The following is a 19,239-nucleotide window of genomic DNA, read 5'->3' as shown; positions in this document are numbered from 1 at the left end:
ACCAATCTGATGAGTAAGTACGTCAAACAACTCGTGACCCGCGACATCCAGCGGCAACTCGACGGCGTCCAAGACGCCGTCCTGGTCAGCACCGTCGGAATGGATGCGAACACGACGAACGAACTACGTGGCGAATTGGCCGAGAGAAACATCACGATGTTTGTCGTGAAAAACTCCCTCGCCCGACGCGCCACCGAGGGAACCTCGTTGGCCCCGGCCTTCGAAGGTGCCAGTGGCCCTGTGGCAGTGTGCTACGGCGGCGAAGACTTTGTGTCGCTGGTCAAGGAAGTTGTCCGTTTGGACAAGGACGACGAGAAATACGAGAAGTTCTCCGCCACCGGCGGTGTCATGGATGGCGAACGGCTTGACGCCGATGGTGTCAAAGCGGTCAGTAAATGGCCCAGCCGTGAAGAACAAGTCTCGATCCTCGTCGGACAAATTCTGGGCCCCGGATCTACGCTTTCGGCCGCGATGCTGGGACCTGGGAAAATGCTGAACAGCCAGCTGAAAAAGATCAGCGAAGGCGACGAGTAGTCGACCGCCACAGCTATCACCCCCCATTCCGTTTTTCAAACAACCGACCATTCGTTTTTTAAGGGAAACCTGTCATGTCTGATGAAGCCACTGCGGTTGCTGAGTTCAGCGCCGAAGCTAAAGAAATGGGCGACAAGATCGCCGAACTGACCCTCAAGCAAGCCAAAGAGCTGAGCGACTACCTGAAGGAAGTCCACGGCATCGAACCCGCCGCCGGTGGCGGTGTGGTGATGGCCGCCGCGGGCGGTGATGGTGGCGGAGAAGCCGCTGCCGAGCAAACCGAATTCGACGTCGTCCTGACCGGCTTCGGCGACAAAAAGCTGAACGTCGTCAAGGTCGTCAAGAACCTGACCGGCGCCTCGCTGATGGAAGCCAAGAAGATGGTCGAAGGCGTTCCCGCGACCCTCAAAGAAGCGGTCTCCAAGGAAGAAGCCGAAAAGGTCAAAGCCGAGATCGAAGAAGCCGGCGGTTCGGTCGAACTCAAGTAGTTCCAATACGATCACGCCGATCGCAACTCAAAGAACTCTGCGCCCGGAGCCCACTCTCGGCCGCAGGGTTTTTTGTTGCGCCGATCAGCCTCCGCGGCTTCCGCTTCCAATCCGCTGATTGGCCCTCCAACCGTAGCGGAACTCGCCAAGAGCTTCGCACCCCAACCGGCAAAGCCGCAAGCTGCCGAAAGCCTTGGCGGCTTCCGCTACAGTTCCAGCACCTGCAAGCTGCCGAAAGCCTTGGCGGCTTCCGCTACAGTTCCAGCACCTGCTCGACGCGCGGGGCGCCGTACTCGGCCGATGCGGTCTGCACGACCAGATTGGGAGCCATCTGCGCCGTCCCGGCATGATGCGTGTGGCCGCACAACACGGTCACATGGATCCCGGGCCGCTCGAATGCAAATTGCGTTAACACCGCCCCGACTTGGCCGCAGACGAAGAACGGAGCCCAGAAGTCATCGGTCGTCCGGCCTTCGTACCAGCACGCGTCGCGAAACGGCGGCACGTGCGTTGACACAATGACGTGTTCAGCCGATGCCGGCAACGCGAGTAACTTTTGCCGCAACCGCTCGGCCGACTGGGCACCTTGCTCGCGCATCAGTCGCGGCCAACTGATCGGATCGACCTGACGAAAGTCTTCGATGGCGACAAAATCGTTTAGCCGCACCGGCGAATTCTCGTAGTCGCCTTCGGTTCCGTCCCCCCAACCGTCTTCGCCGGTCAGAAATTGCCCCGGCGCCAACTCGACCGGGCTGGCATCGGTCAGGTAACACAGCGAGGGAAACTCACGCATCAGCGAGGCGACGCTGCGCCGCATCGATGCGATGGACGAGCCATAGAAATCATGATTGCCCAGCACGAAGTAGATCGGCATGCCGATCACTTCCCCCATCCGGCGCAACTGAAAAACCACATCCTCGGCTTCGGACAGGTCGCCGGTGATCACCAAGACATCGGCAGCAGCTTGGCGGACCTGGTCGACCCAAGCGTCCCAGTCCTTCAAGGCGACGTGGTTCAGATGAATATCAGACGCCCAAGCGAGACGCATGGAAGGACTCCCGGGGAGGAACCGCTTGGCAGACCGGACGGGGACCGATCACGCCTTTGCCGCCAGACTCAACCTGGCCTGGGCAGAATCATTTCGATTCTTTCGAGTTTGCGATGGGGAGATTTTAACGGCTTCGCGTCCGCCAGGCTCCCGGGGACCAACCGTTTGGCGCCAGCCTAAGGCACCTCATCATTCTGCCCCGAACCATTCTGCCAACTCTCCGCTGAGGTCCACTGACGCCATCCCCATCTGCATCAAGTAAAAGTGTCGCGTCATCGCTGTCTCGGACAAACCGTCCCCCTGGGAGGGTCGCGGAGGAGTGAGCGACGACGCGGGGAGGGTTCGCTGTGGCTCGAGTGCACTCAAATACCACCAACCGACGCTCCCCTCGTTACGCTCGTCCCTCCCTTCCAGGGAGGGTTCAGTCCCATGCCTGTCACGCTTGGCGTGACCTACACGGCTGACCGACCTACTGTGCCGCGGCGGCCAGCTTTGATGCAGCGGCCAAGGCTTCTGCCTTGTCGGTCTTTTCCCACGTAAACGTGTCGCCTTCGCGTCCGAAGTGACCGCCGGCAGTGGTGACTTTGAAAACGGGGCGACGCAGTTTCAGGTGCTCGATGATTCCGGCCGGGGTGAGCGGGAAATGCTCGCGGACGAGTTCGCACAGTCGTTCGTCGGAGATCGTTCCGGTCCCTTCGGTGTCGACGTGCACGCTGACGGGCTCGGTAACACCGATCGCATAGGCCAACTGGACTTCGCAGCGCTCGGCCAACCCGGATGCAACGATGTTCTTGGCGACGTAGCGGGCCATGTACGCGGCACTGCGGTCGACCTTTGTCGGATCCTTGCCGCTGAACGCCCCCCCGCCGTGCCGTCCCCAGCCGCCGTAGGTATCGACGATGATCTTGCGTCCGGTCAGGCCACAGTCACCGTGGGGACCACCGACGACAAATTTGCCGGTCGGGTTGATGTGGTACTTGATGTCACCCTTGTCCAATCCCTCGGGCAACGACGGCTTGATCACGTTTTCGATGATGAACGTTTTGATTTCGTCGTTGGTGACGTCGGGATCGTGCTGGGCACTGACGACGACGGTATCGATCCGAACCGGCGTGTTTCCTTCGTACTCGACCGTCACCTGGGCCTTGTTGTCCGGCCGCAACCAGCTGACTTCCTTGTTGAATCGGGCTTCGGTGATCCGGTTGATGATGCGGTGCGACAGCGCGATCGGCAGCGGCATCAATTCCGGCGTGTCCTTGCAGGCATAGCCGAACATCAACCCCTGGTCGCCGGCACCGACTTCTTTGCCGCTGGCGCTGTCCGAATCGACACCCTGTGCGATGTCGGGGCTTTGGGTATCCAGCGAGACCATCACGGCACAGGTGTCGCCGCAAATCCCCATCTGGTCATCGGTGTAGCCGACTTCGTTGATCGTTTGCCGAACGACATCGGCATAATTGACCTTGGCCTGGGTGGAAATCTCACCGGCGACGATGGCAACGCCGGTCGTCACCATCGTTTCGCAAGCGACGCGACTGTTGGGATCTTCGGTAAACAGGGCGTCCAAGATGGCATCAGAAATTCGATCGGCCAACTTATCGGGGTGGCCCATGCTGACCGATTCGCTGGTAAACAAAAAACGAGCTTGGCTCACAGATCTACTCCAATATGGAATAAGGGGCGGGTAAGCCGTCAGTCCAGACAATTCGGAGACGTCGGCGCCGGCGTGAAGTCGTTACAATAGTGATCCGATAACGTAGTTTGGACAGACCCTGCTGAGAACCGCAAGTCGGCATTCTGGCCGCGGAATTGTCTCGGATCTCGCGAAACACCGCTTCTTGAACGTCACACCACCCCGAAACGATCGACCGGAGCCAACCGTCAGCCCGGAAGTCCCGCCCCATCGGACACCGCCCTTGCTGTTGTCCCTGGCCTTGCACGTGGTGTTGCTGATTCTGATCGCCTGGGTCGCATCATCGGCTCCTAAGGGCACCGGGGAAGCCATTGACCGCCAGATCGGCATCGCGGTGGTCCATCGGTTACCCGATCGAGACCGCTACGACGAAGTCACCGCGGAGTCCCTCGAAACGGTCCAGGACGACGCCACCGATTCGGCCAGCGAGTCGGCCGCCGCCGCCCCACCGGCAGATCTGTCACCACCGATCGACCTGCAGGGTATTCTGTCCGCCATGCAATCGACACCGGCCCCGGAAAGCGGCAGCGGGATCGCCGGCGATGTCAAATTGGACGGCGACGCACTGGGCGACGCCGCGGAGGCGGCCAGCCGACCCTCAACCGGACAACAAGCCACGGCGAAACTCTTCGGAGTCTCCGGCAGCGGCACCCGATTCGTCTATGTGTTTGATCGCAGCGACAGCATGAACGGTTTCGGCGGGTTGCCGCTACGCAGCGCCAAACGCGAACTGATCCGCAGCCTGCAGTCGCTTTCCCCCCAACAGCAATTTCAGATCATCTTCTATAACGAAAACGTCAAACCGTTTCAGTTATCCGGGATGCCGATGACGATGGTCTCCGGCGAGCCGAATCATCTGAAACGGGCCCAACGATATATCGACGCCATCCAAGCCTTCGGCGGCACCAAACACAAAGGCGCTTTGTTGATGGCGCTGCGACTATCGCCGGACGTGATCTTCTTTTTGACCGACGCCCACATCCCGCGGCTGTCCCAACTGGAACTCCAAGTGATCCAGGACCGCGCCGAGCGGGCCGGCACGACGATTCACGCCATCGAATTCGGCAGCCGCGCCGGCCCCGCGGCGGACAGTTTTTTGAAACAGCTGGCCGCGATGAACAACGGACAGTACCAATACGTCGACGTGCGGCAACTGCGGTCGGAACCGGTCCAGCCGCAAACCGACGAGGTGAACGCGCGGTGATCCGGACACGGTTTTGCACCAAAGCGTTGCCGCAGGTTTTCACGGCATGCTTGATCGCGTTGACGGTCGTGCACGCGGCCGGTGGAACGGCTGGTGGCCAGGATCCCGCAGCGCCGCCGTCGCCGCATCGCGTGCGGTTGTCGCCGTCGCTTGCATCAACCGCCGATTCGCCCCGGCGCTGGTACCCGCGTCCCCTGACCACCCTGGACGGAACGATCGTCACGTTCGACGCGGACCAGCTCTCGATCCTGATCGGCGATCAGAATGCGCCCACGCGGGTCGCATCGGCACGTGTCAATGCAATCGAGTGGAGGGACGCGCCGGCCGATCAAATCGCCGCGTTGGACTTGTTCCATCAAGGCGACTTTGCCGCCGCGCTGCCCGCACTGGTCCGCTGCATCAGCGACCACGACGCTTCCAGCCGTCCGCCGGTGTGGCGTCAACAATGGCTGTCAATGATGGCCGCCCAAGCAGCGATGCGATCCGGCCGCGGCGACATCGCGTTGGAACTGGTCCGTCAACTCGACGCCCGCCCCCTGCCCCTAATGATTCTGGGAATCCTGCCGATCGACTGGACCGGGTCGGTCGGTGACGATCAAGCGTTCGTCCAGACCGCCGCCAAACACGCCGCCTCCGATTCGCTGGCGGTCAAGTTGGTCGTGGCCAGTTGGCTGCTGCGCTCGCCAAAGTATCGCGGCGCCGCCGAAGCGGCGCTCGTGCGTTTGGCCGGACAACAGGACCGGAAAACGATCGCATTGCTTGCCAAACAGCTGACGCACCTCACCAAGTCTCCGCCGGCCATCAAATCCAATCTACGTTTGATCGAAGCGGAAATCGAACAGTTGCCGATGGCCCTGCAAACCGCCCCGATGGTCTGCCTGTTGAACCTGGTGCAACAGTCGGGCCTGGAGGACGCGGCAAAGAAATGGAAGCTGATGTTGGAACTGGCCGCACCGACATGGCATCCCGATTTACCGGCCGCCGTCGCCACACCGTAGCGGAACTCGCCAAGAGTTTCGCACCCCTAGCGGTAAAGCCGCAGGCTGCCGAAAGCCTCCGCGGCTTCCGCTACCGATCCGCTGATTGACCATCCACCGGTAGCGGAACTCGCCAAGAGTTTCGCACCCCTAGCGGTAAAGCCGCAGGCTGCCGAAAGCCTCCGCGGCTTCCGCTACCGATCCGCTGATTGACCGTCCACCCGTAGCGGAACTCGCCAAGAGTTTCGCACCCCTCAAGCGGTAAAGCCGCAGGCTGGCGAAAGCCTCCGCGGCTTCCGCTACCGATCTGCTGATTGACCATCCACCCGTAGCGGAACTCGCCAAGAGTTTCGCACCCCTCAAGCGGTAAAGCCGCAGGCTGCCGAAAGCCTCCGCGGCTTCCGCTACCGATCCGCTGATTGACCGTCCACCCGTAGCGGAACTCGCCAAGAGTTTCGGCCGTTCCCGCAATGTGACCTGACACGACCAATTCCATGCCCAACCGCCAAACCATCGAAGCCATCTTTCTGGAAGCGGTCGAGTTGCCTGCGGAGCAACTTTCATCTTTTCTCGATCAACGCTGCGCTAACGACACCACGCTGCGCGCCGCGGTGATGGAGTTGATTCAAGCCGATCGGCAAGCCGGAGACGATGCGTTTCTGCGCTCGCATCTGTTTGCAAACGACACCCCCGCCCCGGCAACCGATCCGCCCGCTGAATTGAGCGGCGATGACACCGATCGGTTTCGCATCATGAGCGCCTATCGCCAAGGCGGGCTCGGCGAAGTCCTGCTGGCCCACGACCGACAACTCGATCGCGACGTGGCGGTCAAGCGAATCAAACCGCGCTGGGCCGAAAGCGACGAAGCTCAACAACGATTCATCCAAGAAGCCAAGGTCACCGGTCGATTGGAACACCCGGGGATCGTCCCGGTCTATGCAATGGGGACTTTGCCGGACGGGCAGCCCTATTATGCGATGCGGTTCATCGAAGGCGACACGATGAAGGACACCATCGAACGTTATCACCGGCCGCTGAATCACTCCGATTCCGACGATGTCAAACGAATGCAGTTGCGTGATCTGCTTTCGCGGTTCGTCGACGTTTGCAACACCATCCAATACGCGCACAGCCGACGTGTCCTGCACCGAGACATCAAACCGTCCAACATCATGGTCGGTCCGTATGGCGAAACGTTGGTCGTCGACTGGGGGCTGGCGAAATTGTTGGACGAACCGGTCGAAGAATCGATGACGGCCGATCTGGCACGGGAGCTTGCCAAGGGCGACGGTTCGACGCCGACACGCGTCGGCGGCACGGTCGGCACGCCGCAATACATGAGCCCCGAACAGGCGCGGGGAAAGCTGGAATCGATCGGCACGCGGACCGACGTCTATTTGCTCGGCGCTACGCTCTACCAAATCCTGACCGGTCGTCCGCCACACCATGATGATTCCATCACCCGCTTGCTCAAACGCATCGCCGCCGGAACCCTGATTCGGCCCCGCGAGATCGCCCCCGACATTCCGCCGCCGCTGGAATCGATCTGCTTGAAAGCGATGGCAACCGAACCGTCGGACCGATACGCGGACCCGGTTCAAATCGCCGAAGACGTCAATCGCTGGATGGCCGATCAAGCCGTCTCCGCCCACAAGGACTCGATCTCGGTGCGGATGAATCGATGGATGCGACGCCATCGAACGGTCACCAGCACCCTCGCCGTGGCCGTCGTGCTGTTGGCCATCGGCGGCGTGTTGGGGTCCATCCTCTGGAACGTGGCCAACGTCCGCAAATTGCAAGCCGAACAGGAACGCCGTTCCAAACGCTTGGAATTGGAAGCCAGGGATCGCCAGCGACTTGCCGAGCTAAACAGTGCCGCCGACGCCGCGGAAACTTTGGCGCAGATCGAAGTCTCCCGTGACCGATTCTCCTCCGCCCTGGACGTCCTGCGCAACGCCCTGCCCGGTCTGCGATCCGATCCCCGATTGTCCGCACAAGCCGATCGGATCGGGCACAAGGCCGACCGTCTTAATGCCCTCGTCGATTTCTATGCACTCGCCGAAACCGTCGAGCAACAGAATGTGCTCAGCCGCGACACCAAGGCCTTGTTGGCTTGCACGACCGCACTGAAACGATTGGGAATCTGGGACCGCGCCGATTGGTGGACGGGGCTGCCCGACGAAGATCTGTCGGCCGAACAACTCGATCGGCTCCAGTGGGACGTCTACCAGCAATTGATGCTGATGGATGCCATGTTGGTCAAATCGATCGGCGTCCGCTTGTCCGGCCAAGGGCGCGTCGGCGGTGCGGGTGCGATGCTGCGAGCGGCCGGGCGACTGCTGACCACCAACGCCGGGATGACCGAAGCCCAGGCCGCATTGGTGGTCAGCGATCGCATCGATCGGTTTCGCATCTCGGAGTCGACACGACTGTACCGATCGATCGCAATGATGCGACTGGGCCGGGGAACGCGTTTGCAGGGCCGGGACTTGGGCCAGACCCGTAACGGCGCCGACGCGCACTCGCTGGCCGTGCTGAGCATGATCGCAGCGATCGACCCCAGTTTCGAATTGGTCTTCCGTGGTTATCAGGGCGACGATTCGCTGCTGACCGCCCGTGATCTGTTCGCACGCTCGGCGGCGCTGCGGCCCAAGTACTACGGCACCCACTTGGGGCTCGGGCAAGTCCATTACTTGATCGCCGAGCGTCGCGAGGAGCTGCAATGGGAAGACCTCGCACCGGCGCTGCACGCCTTCGGCCAATGCATCACATTACTGCCGCAGCGATGCTTTGCCTTTGCCGATCGATCCAGCATTTATCGTTGGCAGGCCGACTTGATCGCCCGAGACCAGCGTTACAGCCCCGCCGAACGTCGCCGGCGGGTCACCGAACGATTGCAGTGGAGTTTGGAGGACGCACAGCGCGCGATGCGATCCTACGACGACCCCCCCTGGGTCGGATGGCAAGCCGGCCAAGCGTACGCCGAGGTCCATCAGGTCGACCGGGCGCTGCAGCTGTGGATCAAAACCGCCATCGACACCTATCCCTTAGGGGACATCGCTGACATGCGATTCGTCGCCGTGGACGACTTGCGGGGACGGGCTGAAATCGGTGACTGGTTGCAGCAACAATTGGCAAAATCAAAATCGGACGCGCGTTTGGATCGCGTCGCCGGTTTCACCGCCTTGGCCGGCGTCCGGCTTAACCAAGCCCGTGCCGAAGAGGCGTTGGCGGCGATCGAGTCCGCACTGGCGGCCGACAGCGACAACATCGACGCGCGGGCCATTCGCGGCACGATCTTGTTGCGAGAGCGCGCCGCGGAAACCGCCCGCGTGGATTTTCGAGCGGTGGTCGACGCCGATCCCGATCATCCGCTCGGTTCGTTCGGTTTGGCGCGGTCTCTGGAACAGCAAAACCGGTTCGCCGAAGCGGCGGCAATGTTCTTAACCGCCGAGAACGCGGCGCTGACGGGAGAAAACCAAGCCACCGCCGCACTGGGACGCTGCCGAACCGCTGCTCTGGCCGACGACCTGGTCACTGCGGAAACCGCCGTTCGACGCGCGCTCGACGTGGAACCGGCCTGCGATCTGCTATCCACCGTGCGAACCATCGCAGCCGAACTGAATCGATTGACGCGTGCCGAACCGGTCGACCAGATCCGAGTCGATGCGTTGAAAGGGTTCATCTCGTCGCTGGCCAAGCTGCCGCGGGCAACCAAGATCGAAGTGATGCCGGCAGCCCAACCCGATCGCGTGACCGCCGCGTCGATCTTGAACGGCGGCTTCGAACTCGATTCGATGCGTTACTGGAGTTCCGATTCCGGGGCACCGTGGGAAACCACTCCCGGCTTCCATTGCTCCGCGCAGATCTCCGGCCAAGCCCAGACGGGAAACCACTCGCTGCGAATCGAAGGCTCCGCTGTTGATCAGCCCTCGTCAGACGCCGCTGCCTCGGGAAGAACCGGGCAGGAGTTTTCCGTCGTCGCCGGCCGGCAGTACTCGCTGTCATGCTGGGTCAAAGCCGAACAGGTCGCCACCGGTGCGATGCGAATCCTGGGTCCCGGCGGCGAGACGTTGATGGAATTCGATGCCGGGACGTATCCGTGGCGCAGGGTCGCCGGATCGCTGCGGGTGACGCAAACCGCCGACGGGCAACCCATCGCCCCCGGCACGATCGCCCCGGTCCGGATCGAAATCGTCGCCGGCGGCCCCGGCACACTGTGGATCGATGACTTGGCGTGCCAAAGCAGCCCGGAAAACTGACCCCAGTGGGATAGGCTTCCAGCCTGTCAGTCCAGCCAGTGACCGGCTGGAAACCGATCCCACCCATTTTTCTCGTTTTTGTTTCAGGGGTTTCTCGGGGGCTCTCGCAGGGTCGTGTGAAAGGCAACTCATTCGCTTTAAAACACCCCCAAACGCCCCCAAAGAACCATGAAACGCTCCACCCTGCTGACCGTCGCTGCCGCCGCCCTGCTGACCGCCGCTCTGGCTTGCTCGCCCGCCACCGTCTCCGCCCAATCGGCCGGATCCTGGGTCGACATCGCCCGCGGCAAAGCCGGAGCGGGAGCCAACGCATCGGGAATGATCCAAATCGCGAAAACCCGTAGCAGTTCGAAAAACGGCGTCGATTTCGGCCACGGATTCGCCCTCGGTGCCGGCCCCAACGGCATCGCCCTGAGCAACTCGATCGGTGTCGGTGCCGGCCAAGGTGGGGCGGCCCATAACGTGCAATTGAACATCGGACGCGGCGGAGCCCACGTCAGCCACGGTGGAGTCGTCTCCCAGGGCGGCAACCGACGCGTGATCAGCGGCGGACACACCGGCACCACCTCGGGCGGAAAAGTCTACGGCGGCAGCCACTCGACCGGATACGGACAACACACCAAAGCCTACTCCAAAAGCCATACCCGGCAGTGGGGCGGGCAGGTCTATCAGCCGCAACCGACTTACAGCCAACCGGCCTACTCACAACCCGCCTCCTCGCGAGGACGCACGATGACCAATCGCGTCATCCGCAGCGGCGGGATCCGAATGTTCGGCCGCTAAGCCAAGTTCACCCGCGACCAAGCCCCTGACCACCGTCGGGGGCTTTTTGCGTTTGCCATTCCGATCGTTTCCAATCCGCCTCTCCAGCTTTAGGATCAATCCCATGCCCGTTCGATTCATCACCGGCACCGCCGCAACGCTCCTCCTTTCGCTCGCCGTCTTCGCCCAAGTGCCACCAAGGGCCAATGTGCCGCCAAGGGCCGATGTGCCTCCGACGGCCGATGTGCCTCCGACGGCCGATGTGCCGGCGTCGGCCACCGAGCCCCCAGGCGAGTTGACGCTCAAACCCGTCCCGCCCCTGCTACGTTTGCATCTGCCGATCCTCGGCCGGCAACGCGGCGTGTTGATCGAATCCGTCGCAGCGGAGTCGGCTGCCGCCAAAGCCGGACTCCGCGGCGGCGACATCCTGCTGGAAGCCGGCGGACGAACCGTCTTGGCCGGCGATTCACTGGACACTCCCGACCCCTCATTCCCGATCGTCGTGTTGCGTCGTGGTCGGACTCGCGTGCTGCATCCCGCCGCCGCGATGGAACACAGGTTCTTTGACCGAATGTTCGGCCCCCCAATGCCGGGCAACCCACCGGCCGGAACCAGTGCCAGCGCGTCGGCGATCAGTTCCGGTTCAGGCAGTCGCGCCGTTTCGATCAGTCGTGCGGGCAATCAAATCGCGATCGAAATGTCGCTACCGGAGTTGGCCGACACTCCAATCCGATTGCGAGGCACCGCGGCGGAGATCGAGCAACAACTGCAACAAAGCACGCTCGGCGAAGCGGCCAAATGCGAGGTCCGAAAGGCCCTGCAACAGACACGGTGATCAAGCCCGCGAGGGCTCAGCATTAATTCATTCGATCCGACCGACGCATGTAGAAATGCTGCGGCGATTAAACCCCACGGATGGCAGAGCGTCCCCACGGATTCCAGGCTGATTGCCATCCGTGGGTACGCCTTGCCATCCGTGGTTTGCTCCCATTGCAGCTCTCAATCGCCCAACGGGTCGGTTGGTGCGAGACATCGATGGGGAAACGGGCCGGCAAGCACGAGCTGGGTGTGTCTGTCGTCAGACACTGCGTGATCACCCCCCGTCGCGCACACCTTGAAGCACCGTCCTAAGAAAACTTTTCGAAAATCGTTCAGGGGTTTGGCGGGACGCGACGCAGGTGTCTGGTGAAGGCCGACAACACCGGCCACCGACACCCATCACGCTCGTTGAACTTCTTTCGCCAGGAACCGACCCATGAAACGCTTCGCAACCACCTTCGCCATCGTCGCTTTGACCACCCTCGCCGCACTGACCGGCAGCGACGCCCACGCCCAAGTGTCCGCGTCCAGCTATTCGACCGGCGGCACCGCCATTTCGAGTGCCTACGGCCGCGGCAACACGCGATTGAACTCGTCCGCCTACGCCAGCGGCGGCGGTTACGCCCGATCGACGATGACCGGCCGCGGAGTCAATGGCGGTTTCGCCAGCGGCAACAGCCGCGCGGTCTCCCACGGCGGCGTGGCAATCAGCAACGGAAACTCCTCGGCCAACGGCTGGGGCGCCCGATCGCACTCCAACAGCTACGCCCGCACCGTCGGCGGATTCGCCCGCAGCAATAGCAACGCGGTGGCCAACGGCAACTGGGCCGACGCCCGCTCCAACGCCGTCACCCGAACCTGGGGCACCTACGGAAGCTCTTCGTCCGAGGCGATCGACAACCGCCAAACCGGTTATCCCGTTTATCCGACCAACACGCCCAATTACACCAGCGGCAACTATGGCGGCGGAACCTCGGCAACGGTCTACCAGTCCTCGACGCCACGACAAACGATCTTCCGCAGCCGCAGCGTGCGACGCGGCTGGTGAACGGCGGATCGGAGCCCAATCCTTGTCCCCTCGCATCGTTTTCGGTGCGAGGTTTCTTTGATCTGACACTTTTCCGATACGAACCTAAACTAGTTGGACGTCGCCACTTCGTAGGAAAACGTCGTGAATCTTCGTTCAATCGTAGCTACCTTCGCCAGAAGGTGGATCGCAGACGCTTTCCACGCTCTGGCGAGCGTAGCTAGGCAAGAGTGATGCCGTCCTGTTAGAAAACTCCGACACCCCCTTTATCCCCGGCTTCGTCATGTCTGACCGTAATCCGTCTGCCCCCAATCCCAACACCGATCCGGCCGTGGACGAAGTCGTCCGGCAAGCCCTCCAAGACGACGTCCCTCGTCGTGATTTCCTGCGTCGGCTGGTCGTGGCCGGCCTGTCATCGGCGGCAGCCTACCAAGTGCTCGATGAAACCACGGCCTCGGCACAATCCGGCGGCTCGGGGCGGATCACCACCTTTGCCATCGGCGAAGAAGGCACCGCGCCCCACCCGCCCAGCGAAAAGCCGTCGCCGAACCCTCCGATGACGACGAAGGCCGTCGGCGAAGAATCGCAGCGTCCGCCGACCAAGCAAATCACGACCGGTGCCATCGGCGAGGAATCCACCAAACCGCCTTCGCAGCAGATCACGACGCATGCGGTCGGCGAGGAAACGACGCGACCGCCCAACCGCCAGATCACCACCTACGCGGTCGGGGAAGAATCGAGCAAGCCGCCGACGACGTTGTCCTATGGTCTGGGCGAAGAGAGTCCACGTGCGACGACGTTGGCCGTGGGCGAAGAAGGCAAACCGGCGCCGCGGCCGACGCCAAAACCGACCACGACCAGCCGCAGCGGCGAAGAGTCCAAGATGACAACCTTTGCAGTCGGCGAAGAATCCGGCGGAACTCCCAAACCCAGCACACGCGCCTGGGGCGAAGAGGGATCGATCAAGCGGCCCCAGTTCAACGCGCCCTCGGGTCCCTTTCAAAACATCCCGAGACCGTGGAAGAACTTTCGCCGCTGGTGAACGCGTTGGTCTGTGGTAGTGGACAAGCAGATGAACGCAAGAAACATCGACCTGGTGATCGTCGGCGGTGAATCCGACCCCAACACGCAACGCATCGTCGACCAGGCTCACTTGCGCGGCGTCGACTATTTCTTCTGGGACACCGATCGGCCGGACGCACGCCAGATCGCCTGGGACTTTCAATCGCCGGAGATCGATTTCGGCGACGTGACCTTGCGACCGCTAGGGATGTTCTTGCGGTTCAACGTCTTCGATTGCGACGAAGTCCGGAATCATGCCGCGTATGAAGTTGCCGAATCATTCGCGCTGGCCTGGCCCCAAATCCGCTTGCTCAACCGCAGCACGACCGGCGACGGCAACAACAAATCACGCAACCTGGTCCGTGCCCGCGACTGCGGGTTGGTGATCCCGCAAACCACCGTCCTGGGCGACCTGTCACCGCTTCAAAGCGTCCCCGACGCCGATGCCAAGATCATCAAACCGCTCTCCGGTGGCGACCACGCTTACATCGCTGCCGATGTGATCAATGACCCCCAACCGCTTTCCGGACTCGTGCCGCAGTTCGTCCAAGAAAGACTTGAAGGTGAAAACCTGCGCGTGTTTTCGATCGGCGGCAAACTGCATGCGTTTCACTTGCAGACGACCCAAGTCGATTACCGAACCGACGACGACGTGGTCGTGCGAGCGATCGAGGTTCCTGAGCAAATCGTCGCAGCGACCGATCGGCTGGTCGGGCAGATCGGATTCGATTATTGCGCGCTCGACTTTCGCTGTCGCAAGGGCTTTGACGACCCCGTGTTCTTGGAAATCAACTCCTTCCCGATGTTTGTGGCCTTCGATGACGCCTGTGAAAACCGGCTCGCTGACGCCATTTTGGAATTTTTGGTGTAACAGGGTACACTGCCGGCTGGCTTTTATCGCAACTTGCAAGGTCGGCAGCAATGAATCAGCCCCCCAACGACGTCTCCATGATGCTGCGTGAACTCGGACGCGGCAACGATTCGGTCAAAGAACAATTGTTCGAACAGCTGCAAAGCGAGCTGCGGCAAATGGCGTCGGCGTTGATGCGGCGCGAGCGGGGCGACCATACGTTGCAGGCCACCGCGCTGGTCAATGAGGCCTGCATCCGGTTGCTCGATTCCGACGCGATCGGCAACGCCACCGATCGGCGGTACTTCTTTGCCGCCGCCAACCGCGCGATGCGACAAATCTTGATCGACCATGCGCGGCGGCGCAACACGACCAAACGCGGCGGTGATTATCAACGCGGATCGTTGGATGTCGTGCTGGAGAATTTCGAAACCAGCAACGGTTGCCGGTTTGAGGACCTGGAAGCGTCGCTGGAAGTGCTTGGGAAAGACTCACCGCGACAACGCGAAGTCGTCGAGTTGCGGTTCTTCTCCGGATTGTCGATCCCCGAAACCGCCGAAGTCCTGGGCGTCAGCGAAGGGACCGTCGAACGCGATTGGCGATTGGCCCGCGCCAAGTTGTATCAGCAGCTGCGTGAGGAGTAGTTCCGCGGCCCTTGATGCCCTCGCTCGAAGGCCCCGCCATCGAACGCAGTGCAGTTGTGGCTTTCACCTTTTCCTTTGATGTGGGAAGTGGTGAGGTAAATCGTCTTACCCAACTTTCCAGCTGACTTAGCAACGATTCGATGGAGGTTGGGCGATGGCACGCCCCGCCTAAAACAAATCTCCCTGCTGCGGCGGATCCTCGGCGAGCTCGATTCGTTCGATGCACTCGGGGACGTCATTCCGGGGGCTGTTGACGATCTTAGAAACCGGAAACGCGGTCAGTAAATCATTCGGTGCCGGTCGCATCAGGTCCTTCAGCGAATTCGGATCGGCGAGATCGGTTCCCAGCCACGCCGCTTGGCCTTCGGTATCCAGGATCACCGGCATCCGATCGTGGATGGACCGCGTGGTGTCGTTGGCCGACGTGGTTAGGATCGTGAACGTTTCGAGGGCCGGGCCGTCGCCGTTGATCTTGCGATTGCGTTCCCACAATCCGGCCAGGGCCAACACGCCGCCCTCGGACCGCTCGATCAAGTAGGGCTGTTTTCCGTCGGGCGTCTTCATCCATTCGTAATAGCCGTCGGCGGGGATCAAACAGCGGCGGTGGGCGAATGATTTCTTAAACGACGGTTTCTCATCCGCCGTTTCGCTGCGCGCGTTGATCATCCGGTTGCCGATCGCCAAATCGTCCGCCCAGGGCGGAACCAGTCCCCAACGCAGCATCACCCATTCCCGACGCGAGGTCTCGCCGGCACGGATGCACGAGACGGTTTGCGTCGGCGCGATGTTGTACCGCGGGGCGGTTTCGTATTCGGCCGCCTTGGCCGCAACCTCATCCTCGCTCCACAACGGCAAGAAGTCCTGCGTCCAGGCGGCGGCGGGAGTGCGAAGGTTGATGCGACCACACACGATCGGGAGGCTCGATAGAGGAGGACAGGATTGCCGCGACAGCGTCAGTGTAGCAATTTGCGTGTTGCAAAATGCAGCGGGTGCGGCAACCGTTGCAGCCCGGCTGAAACGCCAAATCGGCCCGAGCGAATGCCAATCGCGGCCCGATCACCCAGAAAAATCCGGGAAAACTGGCGGCCGACGCCGCCTCCAGCGCCGACCGCCCGGCCGTCGTTCATCCCCTGGGGAAGGGTTGTTCGGGGCCGGTGGGGAGTAAATGCAAACCCAATGCCAAACCCCACGGGCGACATTTCACGCCCAGGCACTACAATCCTGGCGGAAAACCGTTGGAAGGATCGAGCGGCGCCCCGCCAATTCGGACCGTAGACTTTGCCAATCGCTGAATCCCCTCACAGGACTCCGTAGCCCTTGAATTTTCGACTTCTCAGCCGCGTGCTCGGCATCATCTGTCTGCTGATCGGCGGATCGATGAGCTTCAGTTTGCCGTTTGCGTTCCCCGTGCTGGCCAACCGGACACACCTGCCGGCGGCCGAAGCGATGGAACGCGACGGCATCCGCGGTTTGGTGTTGAGCATGGCGATCAGCATGTTGATCGGGGCGGCGTTGCTGGTCAGCGGCCGCGGCAACCGCGGCAAGCCGTTGTTTCGCAAAGAAGCCATGGCCGTCGTCGGCCTCAGCTGGGTGATGGCGACCGTCCTGGGTGCCTTGCCCTACTACTTGAGCGGCACCGAAATCGCCGCCGACCAACCGATCACGTTCATCGAGGCGATGTTCGAATCGCAGTCCGGGTTCAGCACGACCGGCGCGACGGTGTTGACAGACCTGGAGAACCCGACCGCCGTTCCGCACTGTATCTTGTTCTGGCGCAGCTGGACCCACTTCTTGGGCGGTTTGGGGATCGTCGTCTTGTTCGTCGCGATTCTCGGTCAAGGCTCGGCGGGCAAGGCGATGGTCCGTGCCGAAATGCCGGGGCCGAGTAAAGAAGGCAGCATGCCCCGGATGCAGCACACCGCGTTGGTGTTTGCGGGCATCTACTGCGGGTTGAACGCGATCCTGACGGTCATCTACATGGTCGAAGGCATGACGCTGTTCGACGGGCTGTGCCACGCCTTTGGAACCATGGCGACCGGCGGCTTCAGCACGTACAACCGATCGCTGGGCGGATTCGACAGCCCGCTGATCGAATACACCACGATCGTGTTCATGATCCTGGCCGGGACCAATTTCACGCTGCTGTATTTGACCCTGGTCGGTGGGCCGCGCCGGTTGTTCGAAGACGTCGAGTTCCAGACCTTTGTCGGAATCATCGCCGGACTCAGCGGTTGCATCCTGTTCTTCGGGATCCGTGCCGGTGACGTCGGGTTTGAATCGCTGGGACAAGGATTTCGCAACGGCCTGTTTCAAGTCGTCTCGGTGATCACGACGACCGGTTATGGAACGGCGGACTTTGATCGTTGGAACAACTTTGCCCGCGGCAGCCTGCTCGTGCTGATGTTCATCGGCGGATGCGCCGGCAGCACCGGCGGCGGCATGAAGGTGATCCGCCACGTTCTGTTCTACAAGATCCTGCTCCGCGAAATCGAACTATCGTATCGCCCCCGCGTCGTGCGGTTGATTCGCATCGGCGGCACGACCGCCGATGACCCCGCCATGTTGCGCGGCATCATGGTTTACTTTTGTTTGATCCTCGGGATCTTCATCGCGTCCTGGATGTTGTTGGTCACCTTCGAACCGAGTTCCACGTGGGGATACAACGGAGAGGCATCGGTCGCCGCCGAAGACAACACGCTGGATGAAAAGCTGTTGGATTGTGCCAGCGCCGTCGCCGCCACGCTCAACAACATCGGCCCCGGACTGGGCGTCGTCGGGGCCACACAGAACTATGCCGGGTTCAGCCAAGGGGCGAAGTTCTTGTTCGTCTGGCTGATGCTACTCGGACGCGTCGAAGTCTTCAGCGTCCTGGTGCTGATCTTTCCGACGTTCTGGCGACGGACCTAGCGTCTAATACCCGGAGTTGTCCGATGTCGTTGCTGTGATTTCCGGCATCCCCAATCGCTTGCGGGCCTCCCCCAGGATCTCGGCGGTTCGGCTGGCGCCACATCGGGTCACCCCGATCCCGCGGACGGCCAACAGCGTGTCCAGGTCCCGGACGCCGCCGGCCGCTTTGACTTGCACGTGGTCGGCGGCATGTTCGCGCATCAGTTTCAAATCCGCTTGCGTCGCACCTCCGCTGCCGTAACCGGTGGACGTCTTGACCCAATCGGCGTTGACTTCGCTGCAAATCTGACACAGCCGGATCTTTTGATCATCGTCCAGGTAGGAGTTCTCGAAGATCACCTTGATCTTTTGGCCCGCCGCATGCGCGATGTCCACGATTTGTTTGATTTCGTCACGCACGTAGTCCCAGTCCCCGCTAAGCACTTTGGAGATGTTGACGACCATGTCCAATTCTTCACAGCCGTCGGCGATCGCCTGTTCGGCTTCAGCGCACTTGATCGCCGTGGCGTGCCCGCCGTGGGGAAACCCGATCGTCGTCGATGCTTTGACGGTGCTGCCGGCCAGACGCTCGGCACAGGTCTTCATGTAGTACGGCATGATGCAGACGCTGGCAACGTCGTAGGCCAACGCCAATTGGATGCCGGCGTCCAAGTCGTCGGTGGTCAACGTGGGATTGAGCAACGAATGGTCGATCATCTTGGCGACGTCTTGATATTCAAATTCAGCCATGGGAAGTTCTCTGAAAGGGCAAATAGGATTGCCGCAAATTTTAATGCGACAGCGTCACAGGGTGGACAGGGCATCCAGTCCAATTTAGGACCAAACCCTCCCGTGTGCGGGAGGGTCGAGCGTAGCGAGGGGAGGATCCCGCCGACAGGGTTGCGAAAACCTTCCACAATCCTCAGCCGGTTCGCGGCAGCCTGCCGGCGGCGCCGCGCGTTATCCTGTCTGCCACGCAAAAT

General features: G+C 61.6%; 16 protein-coding genes. 12 read left to right on the top strand and 4 right to left on the bottom strand.

Annotated elements, in window-relative coordinates; all coding sequences use genetic code 11:
* The first annotated feature begins 9 nt into the window (after positions 1 to 9).
* Both rplJ and rplL read left to right on the top strand, forming a co-directional pair.
* On the top strand, positions 10 to 534 hold the full coding sequence (gene rplJ / locus H1B37_RS13595) for a 50S ribosomal protein L10 (protein WP_182867203.1): 525 nt from the start codon (positions 10 to 12) through the stop codon (positions 532 to 534).
* Between the two features lie 74 nt (positions 535 to 608).
* The gene (rplL, locus tag H1B37_RS13590; protein ID WP_182867202.1) at positions 609 to 1,022 is read left to right on the top strand and encodes a 50S ribosomal protein L7/L12; all 414 of its coding nucleotides are present in this window, start codon (positions 609 to 611) and stop codon (positions 1,020 to 1,022) included.
* A 253-nt stretch (positions 1,023 to 1,275) separates the two neighbouring features.
* On the opposite strand, the gene H1B37_RS13585 is transcribed toward rplL, so the two are convergent.
* The gene (locus H1B37_RS13585; protein ID WP_182867201.1) at positions 1,276 to 2,070 is read right to left on the bottom strand and encodes a metallophosphoesterase family protein; all 795 of its coding nucleotides are present in this window, start codon (positions 2,068 to 2,070) and stop codon (positions 1,276 to 1,278) included.
* 469 nt (positions 2,071 to 2,539) lie between these two features.
* Complete coding sequence (gene metK / locus H1B37_RS13580; RefSeq protein ID WP_182867200.1) at positions 2,540 to 3,724, bottom strand: methionine adenosyltransferase; 1,185 nt, start codon at positions 3,722 to 3,724, stop codon at positions 2,540 to 2,542.
* Positions 3,725 to 3,908: 184 nt separating this feature from the next.
* On the opposite strand from metK, the gene H1B37_RS13575 reads away from it, so the two are divergent.
* The 9 genes from H1B37_RS13575 to H1B37_RS13535 all read left to right on the top strand — a co-directional run bounded on the left by H1B37_RS13575 (position 3,909) and on the right by H1B37_RS13535 (position 15,370).
* Positions 3,909 to 4,967, top strand: coding sequence for a vWA domain-containing protein (locus H1B37_RS13575; RefSeq protein ID WP_286177722.1), 1,059 nt, complete (start codon positions 3,909 to 3,911; stop codon positions 4,965 to 4,967).
* Positions 4,964 to 5,965 carry a hypothetical protein gene (locus H1B37_RS13570; RefSeq protein WP_182867199.1) on the top strand — a complete coding sequence of 334 codons (1,002 nt, stop codon included), beginning with the start codon at positions 4,964 to 4,966 and terminating at the stop codon, positions 5,963 to 5,965. The genes H1B37_RS13575 and H1B37_RS13570 overlap by 4 nt, the downstream gene beginning before the upstream one ends.
* Before the next feature lie 473 nt (positions 5,966 to 6,438).
* Positions 6,439 to 10,206 (top strand): protein kinase domain-containing protein, encoded by a 3,768-nt coding sequence (locus H1B37_RS13565; RefSeq protein ID WP_182867198.1) that lies wholly within the window; start codon positions 6,439 to 6,441, stop codon positions 10,204 to 10,206.
* A 168-nt stretch (positions 10,207 to 10,374) separates the two neighbouring features.
* A complete protein-coding gene (locus H1B37_RS13560) occupies positions 10,375 to 10,989 on the top strand; it encodes a hypothetical protein (protein ID WP_286177721.1) in 615 nt (204 codons plus the stop codon).
* 103 nt (positions 10,990 to 11,092) lie between these two features.
* Entirely contained in the window at positions 11,093 to 11,803 is a 711-nt protein-coding gene (locus H1B37_RS13555) for a PDZ domain-containing protein (protein WP_182867197.1), read from the top strand.
* A 420-nt stretch (positions 11,804 to 12,223) separates the two neighbouring features.
* Complete coding sequence (locus tag H1B37_RS13550; protein ID WP_286177720.1) at positions 12,224 to 12,835, top strand: hypothetical protein; 612 nt, start codon at positions 12,224 to 12,226, stop codon at positions 12,833 to 12,835.
* 262 nt (positions 12,836 to 13,097) lie between these two features.
* On the top strand, positions 13,098 to 13,856 hold the full coding sequence (locus H1B37_RS13545; protein WP_182867196.1) for a hypothetical protein: 759 nt from the start codon (positions 13,098 to 13,100) through the stop codon (positions 13,854 to 13,856).
* A 30-nt stretch (positions 13,857 to 13,886) separates the two neighbouring features.
* Entirely contained in the window at positions 13,887 to 14,747 is an 861-nt protein-coding gene (locus tag H1B37_RS13540) for an ATP-grasp domain-containing protein (protein ID WP_182867195.1), read from the top strand.
* A gap of 50 nt (positions 14,748 to 14,797) precedes the next feature.
* Positions 14,798 to 15,370, top strand: a complete 573-nt coding sequence (locus tag H1B37_RS13535; protein WP_182867194.1) for an ECF-type sigma factor — start codon at positions 14,798 to 14,800, stop codon at positions 15,368 to 15,370.
* Between the two features lie 168 nt (positions 15,371 to 15,538).
* Here H1B37_RS13535 and H1B37_RS13530 read toward each other — a convergent pair whose 3' ends face one another.
* Entirely contained in the window at positions 15,539 to 16,279 is a 741-nt protein-coding gene (locus tag H1B37_RS13530) for an SOS response-associated peptidase (RefSeq protein WP_182867193.1), read from the bottom strand.
* A gap of 468 nt (positions 16,280 to 16,747) precedes the next feature.
* Between H1B37_RS13530 and H1B37_RS13525 the strand changes: the two genes are divergently transcribed.
* On the top strand, positions 16,748 to 18,277 hold the full coding sequence (locus H1B37_RS13525; RefSeq protein ID WP_182867226.1) for a TrkH family potassium uptake protein: 1,530 nt from the start codon (positions 16,748 to 16,750) through the stop codon (positions 18,275 to 18,277).
* A 3-nt stretch (positions 18,278 to 18,280) separates the two neighbouring features.
* Here H1B37_RS13525 and deoC read toward each other — a convergent pair whose 3' ends face one another.
* Positions 18,281 to 19,006 (bottom strand): deoxyribose-phosphate aldolase, encoded by a 726-nt coding sequence (deoC, locus tag H1B37_RS13520; RefSeq protein WP_182867192.1) that lies wholly within the window; start codon positions 19,004 to 19,006, stop codon positions 18,281 to 18,283.
* Between the last annotated feature and the right edge of the window lie 233 nt (positions 19,007 to 19,239).

It is taken from the genome of Stieleria mannarensis, assembly GCF_014154935.1.
GTDB classification, from domain to species: Bacteria; Planctomycetota; Planctomycetia; order Pirellulales; family Pirellulaceae; genus Stieleria; species Stieleria mannarensis.
The sequence above is the reverse complement of the archived record's forward strand: the minus strand, read 5'-3'. Positions and strand labels throughout refer to the sequence as shown.